General features: G+C 70.7%; 16 protein-coding genes. 7 read left to right on the top strand and 9 right to left on the bottom strand.

Features of this window, described 5'->3' with window-relative positions; all coding sequences use genetic code 11:
• Nucleotides 1-57: 57 nt before the first annotated feature.
• Both DI272_RS28705 and DI272_RS28700 read right to left on the bottom strand, forming a co-directional pair.
• Nucleotides 58-825, bottom strand: a complete 768-nt coding sequence (locus DI272_RS28705; protein ID WP_109498112.1) for an SDR family oxidoreductase — start codon at nucleotides 823-825, stop codon at nucleotides 58-60.
• Nucleotides 826-1,147: 322 nt separating this feature from the next.
• The gene (locus DI272_RS28700) at nucleotides 1,148-2,188 is read right to left on the bottom strand and encodes an NAD(P)-dependent alcohol dehydrogenase (protein WP_109498111.1); all 1,041 of its coding nucleotides are present in this window, start codon (nucleotides 2,186-2,188) and stop codon (nucleotides 1,148-1,150) included.
• Nucleotides 2,189-2,361: 173 nt separating this feature from the next.
• Here DI272_RS28700 and DI272_RS28695 point away from each other — a divergent pair, with 173 nt between their 5' ends.
• The gene (locus DI272_RS28695) at nucleotides 2,362-3,297 is read left to right on the top strand and encodes a helix-turn-helix transcriptional regulator (RefSeq protein WP_181387339.1); all 936 of its coding nucleotides are present in this window, start codon (nucleotides 2,362-2,364) and stop codon (nucleotides 3,295-3,297) included.
• Nucleotides 3,298-3,381: 84 nt separating this feature from the next.
• On the opposite strand, the gene DI272_RS28690 is transcribed toward DI272_RS28695, so the two are convergent.
• Entirely contained in the window at nucleotides 3,382-4,152 is a 771-nt protein-coding gene (locus DI272_RS28690) for a group II truncated hemoglobin (protein WP_109498110.1), read from the bottom strand.
• 150 nt (nucleotides 4,153-4,302) lie between these two features.
• Between DI272_RS28690 and DI272_RS28685 the strand changes: the two genes are divergently transcribed.
• From DI272_RS28685 to DI272_RS28670, 3 genes are all read left to right on the top strand, one after another.
• Nucleotides 4,303-5,769, top strand: coding sequence for an ABC transporter permease (locus DI272_RS28685; protein WP_109498109.1), 1,467 nt, complete (start codon nucleotides 4,303-4,305; stop codon nucleotides 5,767-5,769).
• 30 nt (nucleotides 5,770-5,799) lie between these two features.
• Nucleotides 5,800-6,483, top strand: coding sequence for an ABC transporter ATP-binding protein (locus DI272_RS28680; RefSeq protein WP_109498108.1), 684 nt, complete (start codon nucleotides 5,800-5,802; stop codon nucleotides 6,481-6,483).
• A gap of 282 nt (nucleotides 6,484-6,765) precedes the next feature.
• Nucleotides 6,766-10,008, top strand: coding sequence for a S8 family serine peptidase (locus DI272_RS28670; protein WP_109498106.1), 3,243 nt, complete (start codon nucleotides 6,766-6,768; stop codon nucleotides 10,006-10,008).
• Between the two features lie 67 nt (nucleotides 10,009-10,075).
• Here DI272_RS28670 and DI272_RS28665 read toward each other — a convergent pair whose 3' ends face one another.
• Together DI272_RS28665 and DI272_RS28660 are read right to left on the bottom strand one after the other, a co-directional pair.
• On the bottom strand, nucleotides 10,076-11,341 hold the full coding sequence (locus DI272_RS28665) for an Ig-like domain-containing protein (protein WP_109498105.1): 1,266 nt from the start codon (nucleotides 11,339-11,341) through the stop codon (nucleotides 10,076-10,078).
• A 225-nt stretch (nucleotides 11,342-11,566) separates the two neighbouring features.
• Complete coding sequence (locus DI272_RS28660; RefSeq protein WP_109498104.1) at nucleotides 11,567-11,911, bottom strand: hypothetical protein; 345 nt, start codon at nucleotides 11,909-11,911, stop codon at nucleotides 11,567-11,569.
• A 110-nt stretch (nucleotides 11,912-12,021) separates the two neighbouring features.
• Between DI272_RS28660 and DI272_RS28655 the strand changes: the two genes are divergently transcribed.
• Nucleotides 12,022-12,312: a hypothetical protein gene (locus DI272_RS28655; RefSeq protein WP_109498103.1), complete on the top strand. Its 291-nt coding sequence runs from the start codon at nucleotides 12,022-12,024 to the stop codon at nucleotides 12,310-12,312.
• 42 nt (nucleotides 12,313-12,354) lie between these two features.
• Complete coding sequence (locus tag DI272_RS28650) at nucleotides 12,355-13,140, top strand: hypothetical protein (RefSeq protein WP_109498102.1); 786 nt, start codon at nucleotides 12,355-12,357, stop codon at nucleotides 13,138-13,140.
• 61 nt (nucleotides 13,141-13,201) lie between these two features.
• On the opposite strand, the gene hutH is transcribed toward DI272_RS28650, so the two are convergent.
• The 3 genes from hutH to DI272_RS28635 all read right to left on the bottom strand — a co-directional run bounded on the left by hutH (nucleotide 13,202) and on the right by DI272_RS28635 (nucleotide 16,927).
• On the bottom strand, nucleotides 13,202-14,740 hold the full coding sequence (gene hutH, locus DI272_RS28645) for a histidine ammonia-lyase (RefSeq protein WP_109498101.1): 1,539 nt from the start codon (nucleotides 14,738-14,740) through the stop codon (nucleotides 13,202-13,204).
• Nucleotides 14,741-14,819: 79 nt separating this feature from the next.
• The gene (locus tag DI272_RS28640; protein WP_109498100.1) at nucleotides 14,820-15,974 is read right to left on the bottom strand and encodes a GGDEF domain-containing protein; all 1,155 of its coding nucleotides are present in this window, start codon (nucleotides 15,972-15,974) and stop codon (nucleotides 14,820-14,822) included.
• A 158-nt stretch (nucleotides 15,975-16,132) separates the two neighbouring features.
• The gene (locus tag DI272_RS28635) at nucleotides 16,133-16,927 is read right to left on the bottom strand and encodes an enoyl-CoA hydratase/isomerase family protein (RefSeq protein WP_109498099.1); all 795 of its coding nucleotides are present in this window, start codon (nucleotides 16,925-16,927) and stop codon (nucleotides 16,133-16,135) included.
• Nucleotides 16,928-17,179: 252 nt separating this feature from the next.
• On the opposite strand from DI272_RS28635, the gene DI272_RS28630 reads away from it, so the two are divergent.
• A complete protein-coding gene (locus tag DI272_RS28630; RefSeq protein WP_258314706.1) occupies nucleotides 17,180-17,824 on the top strand; it encodes a hypothetical protein in 645 nt (214 codons plus the stop codon).
• A 10-nt stretch (nucleotides 17,825-17,834) separates the two neighbouring features.
• On the opposite strand, the gene DI272_RS28625 is transcribed toward DI272_RS28630, so the two are convergent.
• Nucleotides 17,835-18,947 carry an adenylate/guanylate cyclase domain-containing protein gene (locus DI272_RS28625; protein WP_109498098.1) on the bottom strand — a complete coding sequence of 371 codons (1,113 nt, stop codon included), beginning with the start codon at nucleotides 18,945-18,947 and terminating at the stop codon, nucleotides 17,835-17,837.
• Nucleotides 18,948-18,957 lie beyond the last annotated feature (10 nt).

Below are 18,957 nucleotides of genomic sequence, written 5' to 3'. Positions count from 1 at the left end.
ACTCCGCCCCGAGTGGGGCCGCGGGCAACACAACCCCCGCGCACGCAACCGCAACCGTCAGACCCGCTCCGCCAGGAACTCCTCCCACGTCCGCTTCCCCGTCTCCGCCCCCTCCAGCGTGAGGTTCGCGCCCGCGCGGTACGCCTTGCCGGCCTTTCCCGGGATACGGACCGGCACCCTCAACCGGCCCCGGCCGCCGCGGAGTTCACGGTAGGGGCGGACCAGCGCGGCGATGTCGTACACCTTCGGGCCCGCCATGTCCGGGACCCGGCCGGCCGGTTCGTCCAGCGTCAACTCCACCATTCTCGCGGCGACTTCGGCCGAGTCGACCGGCTGGAGACGCAGGCCTCCCGGCACCGGGAGGACGGGAAGCTTCGCCATCTTCTCGACCATCGTGAGGGTCAGGTCGTGGAACTGGGCGGCCCGCAGGATCGTCCACGCGATGCCCGAGTCGGCTATGGCCCGCTCCGAGTCCAGCTTGGTGCGCAGCCAGGCCAGCGGGACGCGGTCGGCGCCGATGACCGAGATGTAGACGAGGTGGCGTACGCCGGCCGCGCGGGCCGCCCGGACCAGGGTGCGGGTGGCCACGTCGTCGCCCTTGGGGCCGCCCGCGAGGTGCAGGACCGTGTCGACGCCCGCCAGTGCCGCGTCGACGCCGTCGCCCGTCATCAGGTCGCCGGTCACGTAGTCGACTCCGCCCGCGTTCTCGCGTTCGCGGCGGCTGAGGACCCGTACCGAGCGGCCGGCCGCCCGCAGCAGCGGGACCGCGTGGCCGCCCAGGGTTCCGGTGCCGCCGGTGACGAGGATGGTTTCCGTGTGCTCCATGACTGCTCCCGTTGCGTCGCATCGAACTGCCTTCGGCGGTATGACGCGGCGGCCGGGAGCGATGTGACAGGCGGGGGCGGATTCTTTTGAAGTCGATCAGGTGGGGGTGGTGAGGCTTACGTCCTTCCGCTGGAGATCCCGGCGGACGCACTCACCGCACTCACGGCACGCACCGCGCTCACCGCGCTCACCGCACTCACGGCACGCACCGCGCTCACCGCACTCACGGCACGCACGGCACTCACGGCACTCACGGCACTCACGGCCTTCGCCGCGCCTGCCACCGCGGTCGCAGCGGTGGCAGGCGCCCTCGGCAAGTGGCTCAGATCGTCGCCGTGTCGATCACGAACCGGTAGCGGACGTCGCTCGCCAGCACCCGCTCGTACGCCTCGTTGATCTCCGAGGCGCTGATCAGCTCGATCTCGGCCCCGAAGCCGTGCTCGGCGCAGAAGTCCAGCATCTCCTGGGTCTCCTGGATGCCGCCGATGCCGGACCCGGCGAGGGTCTTGCGGCCGCCGATCACGGAGAAGAGGTTGAGCTTGACCGGCTCCTCGGGGGCGCCGACGTTCACGAACGCGCCGTCCGTCTTCAGCAGGGACAGGTAGGCGTCGAGGTCCAGCGGGGCCGAGACCGTCGACAGGATCAGGTCGAAGGTGCCCGCCAGCTCCTTGAAGGTCGCCTCGTCGCTGGTCGCGTAGTAGTGGTCGGCGCCCAGCTTCAGACCGTCGTCCTTCTTGCGCAGGGACTGGGAGAGGACGGTCACCTCGGCGCCCAGCGCGTGCGCGATCTTCACACCCATGTGGCCGAGGCCGCCCATGCCGAGGATCGCGACCTTCTTGCCGGGGCCGGCGTTCCAGTGCTTGAGCGGGGAGTACGTGGTGATGCCGGCGCAGAGCAGCGGCGCGGCCTCGTCGAGGGACAGGCCGTCGGGGATGCGGACGACGAAGTTCTCGTCGACGACGACCTTCTCCGAGTAGCCGCCGTAGGTGGGCTCACCGTCCTTGCCGATGGCGTTGTACGTGCCGACGCTGCCGCCGGTGCAGTACTGCTCCAGACCGGCCTTGCAGTTGTCGCACTCCCGGCAGGAGTCGACGAGGCAGCCGACGCCGACCCGGTCGCCGACGGCGTACTTGGTGACGCCGGGGCCGACCTCGGAGACGACGCCCGCGATCTCGTGGCCCGGGACCATCGGGAAGATCGCCGTGCCCCAGCCTTCGCGGGCCTGGTGGATGTCGGAGTGGCAGATGCCGGCGAACTTGATGTCGATCAGGACGTCGAACTCGCCGACCGGGCGACGCTCGATGGTGGTCCGCTCCAGCGGGGCCTTCGCGGCGGGGGCGGCGTACGCGGCAACGGTGGTCATGCCGGGGTTCTCCTAGCAGAGAGGGGGTCGCACCCGGCTGCCTTCCGGCCGGGCACGACGACCAGCGTGCCGGAGGGTGCGGCATTCACCCAGGTCACAGCTTTGCGTACGCTCGCTGGTCCTACTACTGGCGGGGACAGGATGGTGAACGTACGACCGTGAATACTTGACGTATGGACGAGATGGCCGAGATGGCCGAGACGGCGGAGGAACGCGGCGGAGTCGGTGGCACCCTGGACCGGCGGGCCGAGCTCAGCGAGTTCCTGCGCACCCGGCGGGCCCGGCTGAAGCCGGAGGACGTGGGGCTGCCGGACTTCGGGCGGCACCGGCGGGTGCCGGGGCTGCGGCGCGAGGAGCTGGCCCAGCTGGCGGGTGTCTCGGTGGCGTACTACACCCGCCTGGAACAGGGCAACGGGCGGAACGTGTCCGCGGAGGTCCTCGACGCCATCGCCCGCGCGCTGCGGCTGAACGACGCCGAGCATGCGCATCTCACCCATCTCGCGAAGCCGAAGCAGCACAAGAAGAAGCCGACGGCGCGGACGGAGCAGGTGCGCGGGGCGCTGCGGCAGCTGCTGGACTCGATGGACGGCGTCCCCGCGTACATCACGGGCCGGCGGTCGGACATCCTGGCCTGGAACCGGATGGCCGCCGCCGTCTTCGGCGACTGGTCGGAGCTGTCGCCGCAGGAGCGGAACTGGGCGCGGCTGGTGTTCCTGCGCCCCGAGTACCGCGACCTGTTCGTGGAGTGGGACCAGAAGGCGTACGACATGGTCAGCTTCCTGCGCATGGATGCGGGCTGCCATCCCGACGACCCGCGCCTGGCCGCGCTGGTCGGTGAACTCTCCGTCAAGAGCGAGGAGTTCAGACGGCTGTGGGCCACTCACGACGTCAAGGAGAAGAGCTACGGCGTCAAGCGTCTGATGCATCCGCTGGTCGGCGAACTGACCCTGAACTTCGAGTCGTTCCGCCTGGCCGACGGCACCGAACAGGCCCTGATCACCTACGCAGCCGAACCGGGTTCCCCGTCCGCCGAGGCCTTGCGCCTGCTGGCCAGTTGGGGGACGGACGCGACGCGGGTGGGCAAGGACGCGACGGCCCCGAAAGGCTGACGCCAGCCGCGAAAGCCCGCCGGCGGCCCCGAAGGCCCGGCCACCGAAAAGAAGGGCTGCCCCCGTCCCGGCGAAGCCGGTTGCTCACCCCTGGTACGGCGGTGTCACGCCCCACCCCCACCGCGGCACCGGCTGCTCGGCCGGTGGCCTGGCGTCCGGGCCGGAGAAGTACACGGCGAGCCGTGTGCCCCACTCCACGTACGCCAGGAACGCCGAGCGGAACTCGGCGTCCGTCGGCAGGCCCGCCTCGTCGGCGGCGTCCTGGATCAGGTTCACCCAGCGGCGGCGCTGCGGCTCGGTGATGCCGCGGCCCATGTGCTTGGCGACCATGTGGCCGTGGCCGCCCTGGGTCTCGGAGTAGGTGGCCGGGCCGCCGAAGACCTCGCCGAGCCACATCGCGACGTGCGCGGCGTGCTCGGGGGCCAGCCCCGCGAAGACCGGCGCGAGCAGGTCGTCCCTGAGCACCTTCTCGTAGAAGACGGACGTCAGCCGCGCGAAGGCCTCCTCGCCGCCGGCCCACGCGTACAGGGTGGGTACGGCCGCCCCGGTCCCCCGTACCGCCGTCGGCTTGTAGTGCCGCATCTCCTCGATGTCGCCGACGTAGGGCCGGATCTCGGCGAGGAAGTCGGTGAACAGCTCGGACTTGCGGAAGCCCTCGATGTGGTCGTGCGTGGAGGTCCAGGTGATGCGCAGGACGTAGTGCTCGAAGTCCTCCTCGCAGCGGGCGAGTTCGTAGTCGACGCACTGCGGGGCCGCGGCCAGTTGCGCCGCGGCGCGGGTGTAGGCGGACAGGAACTCGGCCGAACGGTCTTCCGGGATGCGATAACGGATGTATTCGACGGTCTCTGTGGTCATGCACCCCACAGAAACACGCCAGGCCCCCCGGACGCTGCACCTCCGCCTGACAGGCTCGTGCGGGCTGTCTCCTGGCCGACGGACAGCCTTCTCATCGTTCTCTTATTTCAGCCTTATCCAGCCATCACGCGCCGTACCTACCTTGCGGCCATGTTCTTCACCTACCTGAGGCGCGAATTGCGCCGCCGCAGAAAGGCGGCCCTCGTCGTCGCCTCCGGGCTCGCGCTCGGCATCGCGCTGGTCATCGTGGTCAATTCCGTGTCCTCGGGCATGGGCAAGGCCCAGGACAAGGTCCTGCAGTCGCTGTACGGCCTCGGCACCGACATGACGGTCACCAAGGCCGCCGCCGCGCCCTCCGCCAACAGCTCCGAGCGCCCGCGCTTCAACTTCGACGCGCAGGACAGCGACTCCGACGAGGAGCAGAGCAGCGACCGCGTGATGGTCCAGGGCTTCCAGACCCTGGCGACCTCGACCGTCACCAAGGTCGGCGACCAGAAGGGCGTCGCGGACGCCGTGGGCGGCCTCAGCCTCCAGGTCATCAAGGTGAGCGGCCAGTTCACCCGCGGCCAGTTCCAGCAGAACGGCAACGGCGGCGACCGGCAGGGCGGCCCCGGCGGCGGCAACGGCCAGCCGCAGGGTGAAGTGCAGGGCGGCGGCGCGGACTTCGACGTCAACAACTACTCCGTCTTCGGCACCGACGTCACCGAGCCGGCCCTCGGCCCGCTGACCTCCTCGAAGATCACCAGCGGCCGCACCTTCAAGACCTCCGAGACCGACGCCAAGGTCGTCGTGGTCGACTCGGCGTACGCCAAGGAGAAGAAGTACAAGGTCGGTTCCACGATCACCATCAAGGGCACCAAGTACCGGGCGATCGGCATCGCGACGGCCAGCAGCGGTGACGCGGCGGCCAACCTCTACATCCCGCTGAAGCAGGCGCAGACCCTCAGCGACTCGAAGAACAAGGTCACCACGATCTACGTCAAGGCGACCGACTCGCAGCAGATCGACAGCGTCAAGTCGACCATCCAGAAGAACATCTCCGGTACGACGGTGACGACCTCCGCCGACCTCGCCGACACCGTCTCCGGCTCCCTGTCCACGGCGTCCTCCCTCGCGACGAACGTCGGCAAGTGGCTGTCGATCGCGGTCCTGATCGCGGCCTTCCTGGTCGCCGGCCTGCTCACCTCCTCCGCGGTCTCCCGCCGCGTGCGCGAGTTCGGCACGCTGAAGGCCCTCGGCTGGCGCTCGGGCCGGGTCACCCGGCAGGTGGTCGGCGAGGCGATGGTCAACGGCCTCCTCGGCGGCGCCCTCGGCATCGCCCTGGGCCTGGCGGGCGCGTACGTCGTCACGGCCATCAGCCCCACGCTGGAGGCCCAGTTGGGCGGCGGTGGCGGTGGCGGCGGCATGGGCGGCGGACCCGGCGGCGGTGGCTTCGGCGGCCCCGGTCGCCAGGCGGCGGCCAAGACGCTGGACGTGGCCCTGACGGCTCCGGTGAGCGCGGCGACGGTGGCGATCGCGGTGGGCCTGGCGGTGGCCGGTGGGCTGATCGCGGGGGCGTTCGGCGGATGGCGTGCCTCGCGGCTGCGTCCGGCGGACGCACTGCGGCGCGTCGAGTAGCGATCACCACCCCACCCAGGAGGCACCACCATGTACGAACTCAGAAACGTCACCAAGCGCTACACCCGGGGCAAGGAGACGGTGGACGCCCTCGCCGGCGTCGACCTCACCATCGCCGACGGGGACCGCCTCGTCATCCAGGGCCCCACCGGCGGCGGCAAGTCCACCCTCCTCCAGATGCTGGGCGGCCTGGACAAGCCCACGTCCGGCGAAGTCGTCCTGGACGGGACCGACTTGGCGCGGCTGTCCGAGGCCAGGCTCACGAGGGTCCGCAGCGAGAACATCGGCTTCGTCTTCCAGAGCTTCAACCTCATCCCCACGCTCACCGCCCAGGAGAACGTGGAAACCGCCCTCGTCCCCCTCGGCGTCAAGGTCAAGGACCGCAGGGAACGTGCCGCGGAGGCCCTCAGGTCGGTGGGCCTGGGCGAGCGGCTGGGCCACCTCCCCTCCGAGATGTCCGGCGGCCAGCAGCAGCGCGTCGCCATCGCCCGCGCCCTCGTCAAGCAGCCGAAGGTGCTGCTCGCCGACGAACCCACCGGCAATCTCGACGAGTCGATGCGCGACGAGATCATGGACGTGCTCGAACGCATGTGGAAGGAGCTGGGGTTGACCTTCATCATGGTCACCCACGACTCCGCGATCGCGAGGAAAGCGCCGCGCCTGGCCACCATTCGCAAGGGCAAGATCACGGTGAAGGAGAACGCGAACTCCTGAGTACGAGAACGTGAACTCCTGAGTACGAGAGCGCGTGCTTCTGAGTATGAGCAACGCGTAACAGTCCGAAGCTGTGCGTCACCTGTCTATTGAGGTGCCTGATCACCCCCCGGCATACTGCGTATTCCGGGGGGTGCACGTATATCTGTGCAGGACCACCCCCGGCCGGGTGAACGGGGAATTCGCCCGGACCTTCAGCAAGGGGGAGTCTTGCGCAGACAAGTGAAAAGAGTTTGTGCTGCCACCGTGGCCACGGGAGCAGCGGTCGCTCTCGCCGCGGGCATGACCAGCCCGGCAGCGGCGAAGCCCGAGCACAAGGCGGCGCAGTCCGCCGCGTCCCTCACCTCCCACCACCGCATCACCCTGATCACGGGCGACCGGGTCGCCGTGGACGCCAAGGGGCGGGTCGTCGGCGTGGAGCGGGCGAAGGGACGGGAACACATACCCTTCCAGGTCCGCAAGGCGGACGGCCACACCCTGGTCATACCCGGTGACGCGGCCCGCCTGGTCGCCGCCGGGAAGATGGACCAGCGGTTGTTCGACGTCACCGAGCTCAACAGGTCCGCGACCCGCACGTCGCAGGCCAAGGGCCTGAAGGTGATCGTCGGCTACCAGGGTGCCGCCACCGGCGCCAAGGACGACGTCCGCGACGCGGGCACCCTGCGCCGCACCCTGAAGACGCTCAACGCGGACGCGGTGCAGACGTCGACGCGGCAGACGCCGGAGCTGTGGGACGCCGTCACCAACGGCGACAAGGCGGCCTCCGGCATCGCGCACGTCTGGCTGGACGGGGTGCGCACCGCGAGCCTCGACAAGTCCGTTCCGCAGATCGGCGCCCCGAAGGCGTGGGCCGCCGGCTACGACGGCAAGGGCGTCAAGATCGCCGTCCTGGACACGGGGGTCGACGCGACCCACCCGGACCTCAAGGACCAGGTGATCGAGGCCGAGAACTTCTCCACGGCCGCCGACGCCACCGACCACTTCGGTCACGGCACGCATGTCGCGTCCATCGCTGCGGGCACCGGCGCCAAGTCGAACGGCAAGTACAAGGGCGTGGCGCCGGGCGCCAAGATCCTGAACGGCAAGGTCCTGGACGACACCGGTTCCGGTGACGACTCCGGCATCCTCGCCGGCATGGAGTGGGCGGCGGCGGAGGGCGCGGACGTCGTCAACCTCAGCCTCGGCGGCATGGACACCCCGGAGATCGACCCGCTGGAGGCGGCGGTCAACAAGCTGTCCGCCGAGAAGGGCGTGCTCTTCGCGATCGCGGCGGGCAACTCCGGTCCGGAGTCGATCGGTTCGCCGGGCAGCGCGGACGCCGCGCTCACCGTCGGTGCCGTCGACGACAAGGACAAGCTGGCCTTCTTCTCCTCCACCGGTCCGCGCGCCGGCGACGGTGCCATCAAGCCGGACGTGACCGCGCCGGGCGTGGACATCACGGCCGCCGCCGCCAAGGGCAGCGTCATCGACCAGGAGGTCGGCGAGAAGCCGGACGGCTACCTCACCATCTCCGGTACGTCGATGGCGACGCCGCATGTGGCGGGCGCGGCGGCGATCCTGAAGCAGGAGCACCCGGACTGGACGTACACCGAGCTGAAGGGCGCCCTCACGGGCTCCACGAAGGGCGGCAAGTACACCGCGTTCGAGCAGGGTTCGGGCCGGATCCAGGTCGACAGGGCCATCAAGCAGACCGTGATCGCCGACCCGGTGTCGGTGAGCTTCGGGACGCAGCAGTGGCCGCACACCGACGACAAGCCGGTCAGCAAGGACCTGACGTACCGCAACCTCGGGACGAAGGACGTGACCCTCACCCTGTCGGTGAAGGCCACCAACCCCAAGGGCCAGGCGGCTCCTTCGGGCTTCTTCAAGCTCGGCGCGAGCAAGGTGACGGTCCCGGCGGGCGGCAAGGCCACCGTCAAGGCGACGGTGAACACCAAGCTGGGCGGCACGGTGGACGGCGCGTACTCCGCGTACGTGACCGCGACGGGCGGCGGCCAGACGGTGCGTACGGCCGCGGCGGTGCAGCGTGAGGTGGAGTCGTACGACCTCACCGTCAAGCACATCGGCAAGGACGGCCGGCCGACCGCGGACTACAACACCATCGTGTTCGGTTACACGGGGCTGGCCAAGGACCGCGGCTACCAGGTGACGATCGACGAGTCCGGCACCACCAAGATGCGCCTGCCCAAGGGCACGTACCTGCTGGACGCCTGGATCGCCAAGGACTGGGTCACCTTCGAGGGCGGTCTCGACTGGGTGGTCCAGCCGAAGCTGAGCATGACCAAGAACCGCTCGGTGACGATCGACGCCCGTAAGACCAAGTCGGCCGACATCACGGTGCCGGATGCCTCGGCCACGCCGCTGTCGGCGATGATCAGCTACTTCTACGAGCCCGCGCTGTTCCCCGTCGCCGTCAACCTGGACTCCTTCGGGAGCATCCGGGTCGCGGCGCTCGGTTCCGATGTCTCCGGCGGCCTGACCCAGACCTGGTACGGGCAGTGGGCCAAGGGCCCGAACGCCGAGTACGACGTTGCGACGACCGCCAAGGTCAAGCACCTCGTCGGCGACAAGGTCCGGCACTTCAAGGAGAGCGAGTTCGCCACGGTCAAGGCGAACATGGGCGCCGCGGCGAGCGGCAAGACCGGCGCGATCAGCCCGTGGGGCGAGCTGCCCGACGACGGTGTCTTCGGCACCATGGTCGAGCAGAAGCTGCCCGGCACCCGCACCCTGCGGCTGTCGACGGGCGACCGGATCAAGTGGGGTCTGGACTTCCTGCAGTTCGGGGGGGCCAAGGACCCGGACGGCAACCCGATCCCGGAGGCCGGCTACACGCTGGGTGACCCGCAGGTCCTCAAGGCGGGCACCTCGTACAAGAAGACCTTCAACACCGCGGTCTTCGGCCCGCACCTCAACAAGACCTACGGCGTCTTCCGCGAGGGCAACTACCTCTACGGGGCGCTGCCGTTGTTCGCGGACGGGGCCCAGCACGCGGGTTCGTCGGACTTCACCTCGGTGAAGACCGAGCTGTACCGCAACGGCACGAAGGTCGGCTCCAACCAGGACCCGCTCTTCGGTGAGGTGTTCACGGTGCCCGCCGGGGACGCCGAGTACAAGCTGACGTCGTCCGTGAAGCGGAGCGTGAAGCTGGCGGCGGCCTCGACGCGGATCGACGTGAGCTTCACGTTCCGCTCGAAGAAGGCCGCCTCCGAGGACGCTGTCAGGCTGCCGGCCTCCACGGTCCGCTTCAACGCCAAGACGGGCCTCGACAGCCGCGTCAAGGCGGGCGAGACGGTGAAGATCCCGGTCACGGTCGAGGGTGCGGCCAAGGGCTCCAACCTCAAGTCCCTGACGGTGTACGTGTCCTACGACTACGGCCAGACCTGGAAGAAGGTCACGGTCAAGGACGGCAGGATCACCGTGAAGAACCCGGACAAGGGCAAGGGCATCTCGTTCCACGCGAAGATCACCGACAAGAAGAACAACAAGTCGACGGTCTCGATCTACAACGCGTACTACGGCAAGTGACCCATTGAGAAAGGCCCGCCGGAAGCGTCTCGCTTCCGGCGGGCCTTTCGGCTTGCTCAGCGGTACGTCAGACCGCCGACCCGGCCTTCCAGTCCGCCCAGCTCAGGTTCCAGCCGTTGAGGCCGTTGTCCGGGGCCACCGTCTTGTCGCCGGTGTTCTGGACGACGACCACGTCGCCGATGATCGAGTTGTTGTAGAACCAGTAGCCGGCCGTGCCCTTGTCGTCGGCACCCTTGGTGTCCGAGAGGCCCACGCAGCCGTGGCTGGTGTTCACGCTGCCGAAGATGGACTTCGCGCCCCAGTAGTTGCCGTGCACGAAGGTGCCGGAGTTGGTGAGGCGGATGGCGTGCGGCACGTCCTTGATGTCGTACTCGGCCTTGCCGTCGTTGTCGGTGAAGCCGACGGTCGTGCCGTTCATCCGGGTCTCTTTGAACTTCTCGGACATCACCATGATGCCCTCGTAGGTCTTGTTCTCCGGGGAGCCGGCCGAGATCGGGATGGTCTTGATCGTCTCGCCGTTGTGCGTGACCTTCATCTGCTTGGTCTTCGCGTCGACGTAACTGATCTGGTTGCGGCCGATCTTGAAGGTGACCGTCTTCTGCTGGACGCCGTAGACGCCGTCCGCGCCCTCGACGCCGTCGAGCGCGAGCTTCAGCGTGACGGTGGAGTTCTCGGTCCAGTAGTCCTCGGGGCGGAAGTCGAGGCGGTTGGCGTTGAACCAGTGCCCGACGACCTCCTGGCCGCTGGAGGAGGAGACGGTGATGCCCTTCTGGACGGCCGCCTTGTTGGTGATCGCCTTGTCGAAGTTGATCGACACCGGCATGCCCACGCCGACCGTGGAGCCGTCCTCCGGCGTGAAGTTGCCGATGAAGCTGTTGGCCGGGGAGACCGTGGTGAACGAGGCGTTCTCGTGGGCGACGCGGCCGTCGGAGTCCTTCGCCTCGGCGGAGACCTTGTAGGTGGTGGACCGCTCCAGCTGGGCGCTGGGCTTCCAGCTGGCCTTGTCCGCGGATATCTGTCCGCTGACCTCGGTGCCGTCCGCGGTGGTCATCCGGACGTCCGTGAGGGTGCCCTTGCTCACGGTGACGGCGGCGGAGTTGTTGATGGAGGCGTTGTCGGTGCCGTCCTTGGGCGTGATCTTGATGTCGGCCTGAGAGGTCTCCTTGGCCGCCGCCTCGTCGGCCTTGGCCTGCGAGGTGTCGCTGCTCCCGCCGGCGGAGGCGTCGTCGTCGCCACCGGAACAGGCCGAGAGCACCAGCACTCCGCCGAGCAGTGCGGACGCGACCGCCAGGCCCCTGCGCCGCTTACTGACCGTCATCACACGCTTCTCCATCGTTGCCGATTCCCCAAAGAGCCGAGAGCCCCCCGTCACACCCGAGAGTCCCGTCAATGAAACCTAAACGCTACGACCGGTTCGTCCCGTTCCACATTCCTGGAAGGTGTGGGGCACACCACGTCCGCCGTGGCGGGTGGTGCGCGTCTCGGTTCGCGCGCCCCCTGAGACGACGAAACCCCGGACGGCGGTTGCCGTCCGGGGCCATCAATTCCCCAAGACCGCTCAGCCGGCCGCCTCTTGCTCGTCGTCCTCGTCCTCATCATCCTCGTCGAGGTCCCACTCCGGCGAATCCGGGTCGTAGTCGATCCGCTCGCTGGACCAGGAGGCCTGCACGAGCTCGACCCCGGGCACCTCGCTGACCAGGTCGAACGGGTCGACGAGATACGCCAGCGCCTCCGCGGTGTCTTCCGTCACAGCGCCCTCGGCGTGCGCCCGCTCGTCGGCCGGCATCTCGGGATCGTCGGCGATCCGCTCCAGCGCGGCCCTGGTGACGCCGTCCGCGTCGTCGATCTCCACCACCAATTCCACCCGAAGCCGCACAAACCGTGAAGTCTCTTCAGTGCTCATGTCCCGGAGAGTACGGCCCTTTTCCCCCGTGACTTTCCCGTGACCCGCGCCTTTCACTAACATCTCCCCACACGGCCAATTCGCCAGCGCCACAAGGGGATCGATATTCCGTGTCATCCGCTCGCCGTCCTCTGCTGACCGCCACCGCCGCGGGCACGCTGCTGTGCGCCCTGTGGTTCGTCCCGTCCGCGGGCGCGACCCCGGACGAACCGGCGAGACCGCAGGTCACGCAGCAGGCCAGGGTGACCACCGCCACCACCCAGAGCTCCGCCGAGGGCACCCGTCTCGCCGACACCGGCAGCTTCGACACCACGCCCTACGTCGTCGGCGGCACCGCCTTCCTCGCACTCGGTGCCGGGTTCGTCACTTATTCGGTACGCCGGGAACGTCACGGTTTTTGAATCGACTTGACGGACGTTTGACCAAAACCTCATAGTCCGCTCATGAAGAGATCATCGGGGGCCCGCATAGCGGCCACGCTCACCGTGAGCGCGCTGTCGCTCGCCCTCATCACCGGCTGCTCCGACAACGGTTCGGACGACGCCAAGGGCACCGACGCCAAGGAGTCCGCCGCCGCCTCGTCGGCGCCGGCCGCGAAGGCACTGACCTCCGCCGAGCTGGAGAAGCTGCTGCTCGCCAAGGGCGACGTCAAGGACTACGAGGTCGAGTCGGGCGACGACACCCTCCCCAAGTCCAAGAGCGACGTGAAGACCGACAAGGCCCAGTGCGACCCGCTCGCCTGGGCGACGGCCGCGCTGGCCCCGGGCGAGACGGACGCCAACGCCAGCAACACCGTCACCGCGAACCCGTCGGCCGCCAAGGACCCGTCGGAGCTCAGCGAGGCCGACATCGAGGGCGCCTTCGACGTCAGCATCACCTTCGTCGGCCTGTCCTCCTACGACGGCGACGGCGCCGAGAAGGCCCTCAAGGCCGTCTCCGACGGCGTGACGGCCTGCTCCGGCGGCTACGGCCTCAAGGCCGAGGGCGAGAACAGCAAGGTCACCAAGGTCACCACGGCGAAGAGCTCCGGCGCCGGTGACGAGTCCGTGGCGTTCGCCGAGGACGTCGACATGGACGGCGAGGGCACGGCCACCTTCCTCACCGAGGTGGTCCGCAAGGGCAACACCGTGGCCACGTTCTACTCCGTGAACCTGGCCGCGCTGTCCAAGGGCGGCAAGACCGAGATCCCGGCCGACGTCGTCAAGGCCCAGGTCGCCAAGCTCAAGTAAGCACGCAGAACCACCGAAGGGGCCCCGTCCTGCGACGAGGCCCCTTCCTGCTGTGCACAGCCTAGCGCAGCGGCCCCGTCACCGACTCCGCCGCCGCCACCAGCTGCCCGCTGCGCACGAACGCGTCCGCCGCGGCCAGGTCCGGCGCCAGGAACCGGTCGGGCCCCGGGCCCTGCACCCCGGCCTTGCGCACGGCCTCGATGACCGCCCGCGAGGCCGGCGCCGGGGTCAGCCCCTCGCGGAGCTCGACGGCGCGCGTGGCGGCGTACAGCTCGACGGCGACGACCCGGGTGAGGTTGTCGACGGCGGTGCGCAGCTTGCGCGCGGCGGACCAGCCCATGGAGACGTGGTCCTCCTGCATGGCGGAGGACGGGATCGAGTCCGCGGACGCCGGTACGGCCAGCCGCTTCAGCTCGCTCACCAGCGCGGCCTGCGTGTACTGGGCGATCATCAGCCCCGAGTCCACTCCGGCGTCGTCGGCGAGGAACGGCGGCAGCCCGTGGCTGCGGTTCTTGTCGAGCAGCCGGTCGGTGCGCCGCTCGGCGATGGAGGCGAGGTCGGCGGCGGCGATGGCGAGGAAGTCGAGGACGTAGGCCACGGGCGCGCCGTGGAAGTTGCCGTTGGACTCCACCCGCCCGTCGGGCAGGACGACGGGGTTGTCGACGGCGGAGGCCAGCTCGCGCTCGGCGACCAGCCGCGCGTGCGCCATGGTGTCGCGTCCGGCACCGGCGACCTGCGGGGCGCAGCGCACCGAGTAGGCGTCCTGGACGCGCGGGGCGTCGTCCTGGTGGTGCCCGGTGAGCTGGGAGTCCTTCAGCACGGCCAGCATGTTGGCGGCGCTGGCGGCCTGCCCCGGGTGGGGGCGGATGGCGTGCAGCTCGGGCGCGAGGACCTTGTCCGTGCCGAGGAGCGCCTCCAGGGACAGCGCGGCGGTGATGTCGGCCGACTTGTAGAGCGTGTCCAGGTCGGCGAGGGCCATGACCAGCATGCCGAGCATGCCGTCGGTGCCGTTGAGGAGGGCGAGGCCCTCCTTCTCGCGCAGTTCGACGGGCGCGATGCCGTGCTCGGCGAGCAGCTCACCGGCGGGCCGCACGGTCCCGTCCGGGCCCTCGGCGTCGCCCTCGCCCATCAGCGTCAGGGCGCAGTGGGACAGCGGCGCGAGGTCGCCGGAGCAGCCGAGGGAGCCGTACTCGTGCACGACGGGGGTGATCCCGGCGTTCAGTACGTCGGCCATGGTCTGCGCGACCTCCGGCCGCACACCGGTGTGTCCCGAGCAGACGGTCTTCAGGCGCAGGAACATCAGGGCCCGTACGACCTCCCGCTCGACGCGCGGGCCCATGCCGGCGGCGTGCGAGCGGACGATGTTGCGCTGGAGCTGGGCGCGCAGCTCGGTGCTGATGTGCCGGGTCGCCAGGGCGCCGAAGCCGGTGCTGACGCCGTAGACCGGGTCGGGCTTGGCGGCCAGCGCGTCCACGATCTCGCGGGCGGCGGCGAGGGCCGCGACCGCCTCGGCGGAGAGCTCGACCCGGGCGCCGTCGCGCGCCACGGCGAGAACGTCGGACGCGGTCACCCCGGACGTCCCCACCACCACAGTGTGCATATCCATATTCAGGAGCGTACGCAGTGAAGACGAAGATGTCACGAGTGGGTGCGGGGTTCGCCCCTTACCCGCTGGTACGTCACACCCGGCGCCCCCGGAAGCGGCGCCGCTCCCCGCGCGCCTCCCGGTCGGCCGAAGGCGCGTCCGCAAGCCGTACGACCGGGTCGTCCGGACCTTCCCGCCCCGCGACGACCGGCTTGGCGGCGCGTTCGGCCTTCGCGCGGTACTGCGCCGCGTCGGCGAGCCGGAACAGCCGGCGGGCCGAGCGCACCGGCCCGATGGGGTCCTCGGTGGAGGCGACCCCGCAGGCCACGCCCTCCCCGAGCTCCAGCTCCGCGGCCCGGCGGCAGAGCTCGTCGGCCGCCTTGACGACCTCGTCGGCGGCCGGCCCGACCGCGAGCAGACAGAACTCGTCGCCCCCGAGCCGCGCGGCCAGCGCCCCCGGCAGCATGGCCCCGCACAGCGACAGCACGGACCCGAAACGTTCCAGCAGCCGGTCGCCGACGGCGTGCCCGAGGGTGTCGTTGACCCGCTTGAGCCCGTTGAGGTCGCAGACGACGAGGCTGACGACGACCCCCTCCCGCTTGTGCCGCTCGATGGCCTCGTCGAGGCGTACGTCGACGGCGCGGCGGTTGGCGAGCCCGGTGAGGGCGTCGGTGAACGCCAGCCGTCTCGCCTCCTCCAGCCGCTCGGCCTGCGCGATCCCGGCGGCGACCACGGCGGCCAGCACGGTGGCGAAGTCGGCGTCGGCCCGGCCGAAGACGGGCTCACCGGCCGGGCGGGCGACGTACAGCTCACCCCAGGCGCGGCCGTTGAGGACGATCGGCGCGACGACACAGCAGCCACGGCCTCTCCTGCGCAGGGCGGCGACGCGCTGATGGACGTACCCGGGGCGGACTCCGGCGGCCGGTCCCTCGGCCGTTTCCACCCAGGCGTTGGGCTCGCCGCCCCCGGCCCACCGCTCGTGCAGGAACTCGGTGATCTCCGGGAACTGGTGCACGGGGTAGGCCTCGGCGTCGGGGAACTCCTCCTCGTCGGGGGCGCGGTCCCCGACGTTCACGAGGACGCGGAGCCGGCCGAGTTCGCGCTCCCAGACGGACAGCGCGGCGAAGCTCCCGCCGAGGGCACGGCAGGCGCCGGTGGCCGCCGCGCGCCACGCCTCCCGTGAGCCGTGGGCCGCGGCCATGCCCTGCGCCAGCGCGACGACTGCCGTGAGCCGCGTGTCCTCCGCCATTGCTCCAGGTTAGGGATGTTTTGGGTGATAAGCGGTGTTGGGAGGGCGCGAAGGGTGACGGCGGGGTCGGGCCGGCCGGCGACTGCGGGTGCGTGGGTGCTGGTCGCGCCGCGTGGCGGAGCCGTAAACCGACACGGCCCCGCGCCCCTGAAGGCCCTTCACTCGCCCGGCCATTGCGGGCTCCGCTTCTCATTGAAAGCCGCCACGCCCTCCGCCCGGTCCCCCGAGAACGCCACCGACCGCCACGCCGCGTCCTCCACCTCCAGGCCGGCCCGCAGGTCCAGGCCGTGCCCGAGCCGCAGCGCCTTCTTCGCCGCCCGCAGCCCCACCGGCGAGTTGGCGGCGATCCGGGCGCCCAGCGCCAGCGCCTCCTCCCGGTCCCGGCCGTTCTCCACCAGGACGTCCACCAGGCCCAGCTCCCGCGCCTCCGCGGCCTCCACCCGGCGGGCCGTGAAGATCAGCTCGGCCGCCCGGGCCGCACCCACCCGGCGCGGCAGCAGCTGTGTGCCCCCGCCGCCCGGGATCACCCCGACCGACACCTCCGGCAGCCCCACCAGGGCCGTGCCGTCGGCCACGATCAGGTCGCAGGACAGGGCCAGCTCGAAGCCGCCGCCCAGCGCGAAGCCGTGGACGGCGGCGACGGTCGGCACGGGCAGTTCCAGCACACCGGTGTAGGCGCCGCGCGCGACGGGCCGCTGCCGGACCAGATCGGCGTCCGTGAAGGAGTTCCGCTCCTTGAGGTCGGCGCCGACGCAGAACGCCCGTTCGTGGGTCGACGTCACCACGACCGCCCGTACGTCCCGGTCGTCGCCCAGCGCGGCGCAGGCGGCGCCGATCGAGCGGGCCATCGCAGTGGACACGGCGTTCATGGCCTTCGGCCGGTCCAGGGCGAGTTCCGCGACGTGTCCGTGCCGCCGCACCAGCACGAACTCCCCGTACCGTTCCTCGCTCATGACACCCTCCAGTTAACGTGGGTTAACAGACTTCACCGGGGCCGATCATCGCAGTCCGGCCCCGGGGGCGAAAGGGCGGGCCGCCGCACGGCGCGCGTTCCCGTGTCAGCGCCCGACACCCCGTTCGAGTGACATCCCGCCCGACTCCGGCTCCCTCGCCCACGGGAGCGCATAGCGTGCGCTCCGCCACGGCGCACAGGGGGCGTGAGCGCAGCGGGCGCGGTATCGGCGGACATATCGGGGAGGGTCGCCATGACGACGACGGACACACAGGACACGGCCGCCGGGGCCGCGGTCCCCGACGCCGTCGACGCCGTGCCGCAACGTCTCTTCGGCTCGCGCGGCCGGCATCGCCGGCCCCGCCCCCGCAAGGTCCTGCTCGCCGTCGGCGGACTGGCCGTGGCGGCCGGCACGCTGAGCCTCGTACGCATGGCCCCCGACGGCACTCTGGGCGGTGGCGGGCTCGGCACCGCGGAGGCCGAGCCCCACCTCGGCGGCCCGCACCCGGGCTCCGGCACGGACCGGTCCGCCAACGCCGCCGCCACGGTCGCGGCGGTCCCGAAGGTGAGCCCGTCGGCGACCTCGGCCATGGGCGGGGCGAGCGCGGCGCCGACCACGGGGGTGAGTCTCGTACCGCGGCCCTCGGCACCGGCGGGGACGGTGGCGGCCCCGGGTCCCACGACCATCCCGGACGCCCCGGATCCGACGGGCGCGGCCCCGCGGCCCGCCCCGACGCCGACACCGACGGCGACACGTACGCCGTCCCCGGCACCGAGTCAGAGCACGAACCCGCCCGCACCGGCCCCGACCCCGACCCCGCAGCCGGGCCAGCCCGGCGGTGGCGTGGGGGTGTGCGTGCCCGTCATCGGCCTGTGCGTGGGGCCGCTGAGCCACTGAGCCGACGGCGTCAGGCGGGCTCGCTCCGCCGCGTCAGCAGCCACGGCTCGACGACGCCCAGCCCGCGCACCGGCCGCTGCCACATCGGCTGGAGCGCGAAGCGGTACGTCGGCGGCTCCTCGCCCTCCTTCTCGGCGGCGGCCGCGGCCTCGGCGGCCTCCGCCTCCGAGGCCGGCGCCTCGGCGGTGCGGATCAGCTCCTGGGCGAAGTCGGTGTCGACGAGGACGGCGTCGCGGGGAGCTATCGAGGTCAGCCGGGAGGCCAGATTGACGGTCGTGCCGAAGACATCGCCCATCCGTGTGGTGACCGTGCCGAAGGCGATCCCGACGCGCAGCTCGGGCATGGTCTCGTCGTTCGCCATGGTCTCGATGAGGCGCAGCGCGATCTCGGCGGCCACACCGGCGTCGTCGGCGGCGTAGAGCACCTCGTCGCCGAGGGTCTTGATGAGCCGCCCGCCGTGGGCCGCGACCAGGTCGGCGGCGGTGGTCTCGAAGGCCTCGACCAGCTCGCCGAGCTCCTCCTCCTCCATCCGCCGGGTGAGCCGGGTGAACCCGACGAGGTCGGCGAAGCCGACCGCCAGCCGCCGGTCCACCATCTCCTCGTCGTCGGCGGCCTGCACGACCCGTCCGGCGGAGGCGGCGAGCTGGCGGCGCCAGACGTAGACGAGGAACTCCTCCAGCTCGGGCAGGAGCAGCTCGATGATCGGGTACGTCACCTCGGTACGGGTCATGCCGGGCTCGGGCGGCTCGGTCAGCCCCTCCAGGAACGAGTCGATCTGCCACTCGGCGAGGCGGGCGGTGGTCTGCCCGGTGGACCGGGCCACCTGCACGGCCATCGCCTCGCTGAGCAGCCCGGCCTCGACGAGACCGGCGAGGCGCCGCAGGGCGAGCACGTCCGCCTCGGTGAAGGCCTTGGCCTGTCCGACGTCGGCGAAGCCCATGGCCCGCCAGAAACGGGTGGCCAGCTCCATGGAGACACCGGCGGTACGGGCCGCCTGAAAGGGCGTGTAGCGCCGCTCGGCACCGAGGATCAGCGCTTCGAGACGCACGGCGAGCGGGTGCGGGGCCCCTGCGGGGTCGGCGCCGTTCGAGTCCGCGCCGGAACCCGTGTCGTCGACGGTCACGCCTGCTGCC

This window comes from Streptomyces sp. Act143 (genome assembly GCF_003143935.1).
Classification (GTDB): domain Bacteria; phylum Actinomycetota; class Actinomycetes; order Streptomycetales; family Streptomycetaceae; genus Streptomyces.
The sequence above is the reverse complement of the archived record's forward strand: the minus strand, read 5'-3'. Positions and strand labels throughout refer to the sequence as shown.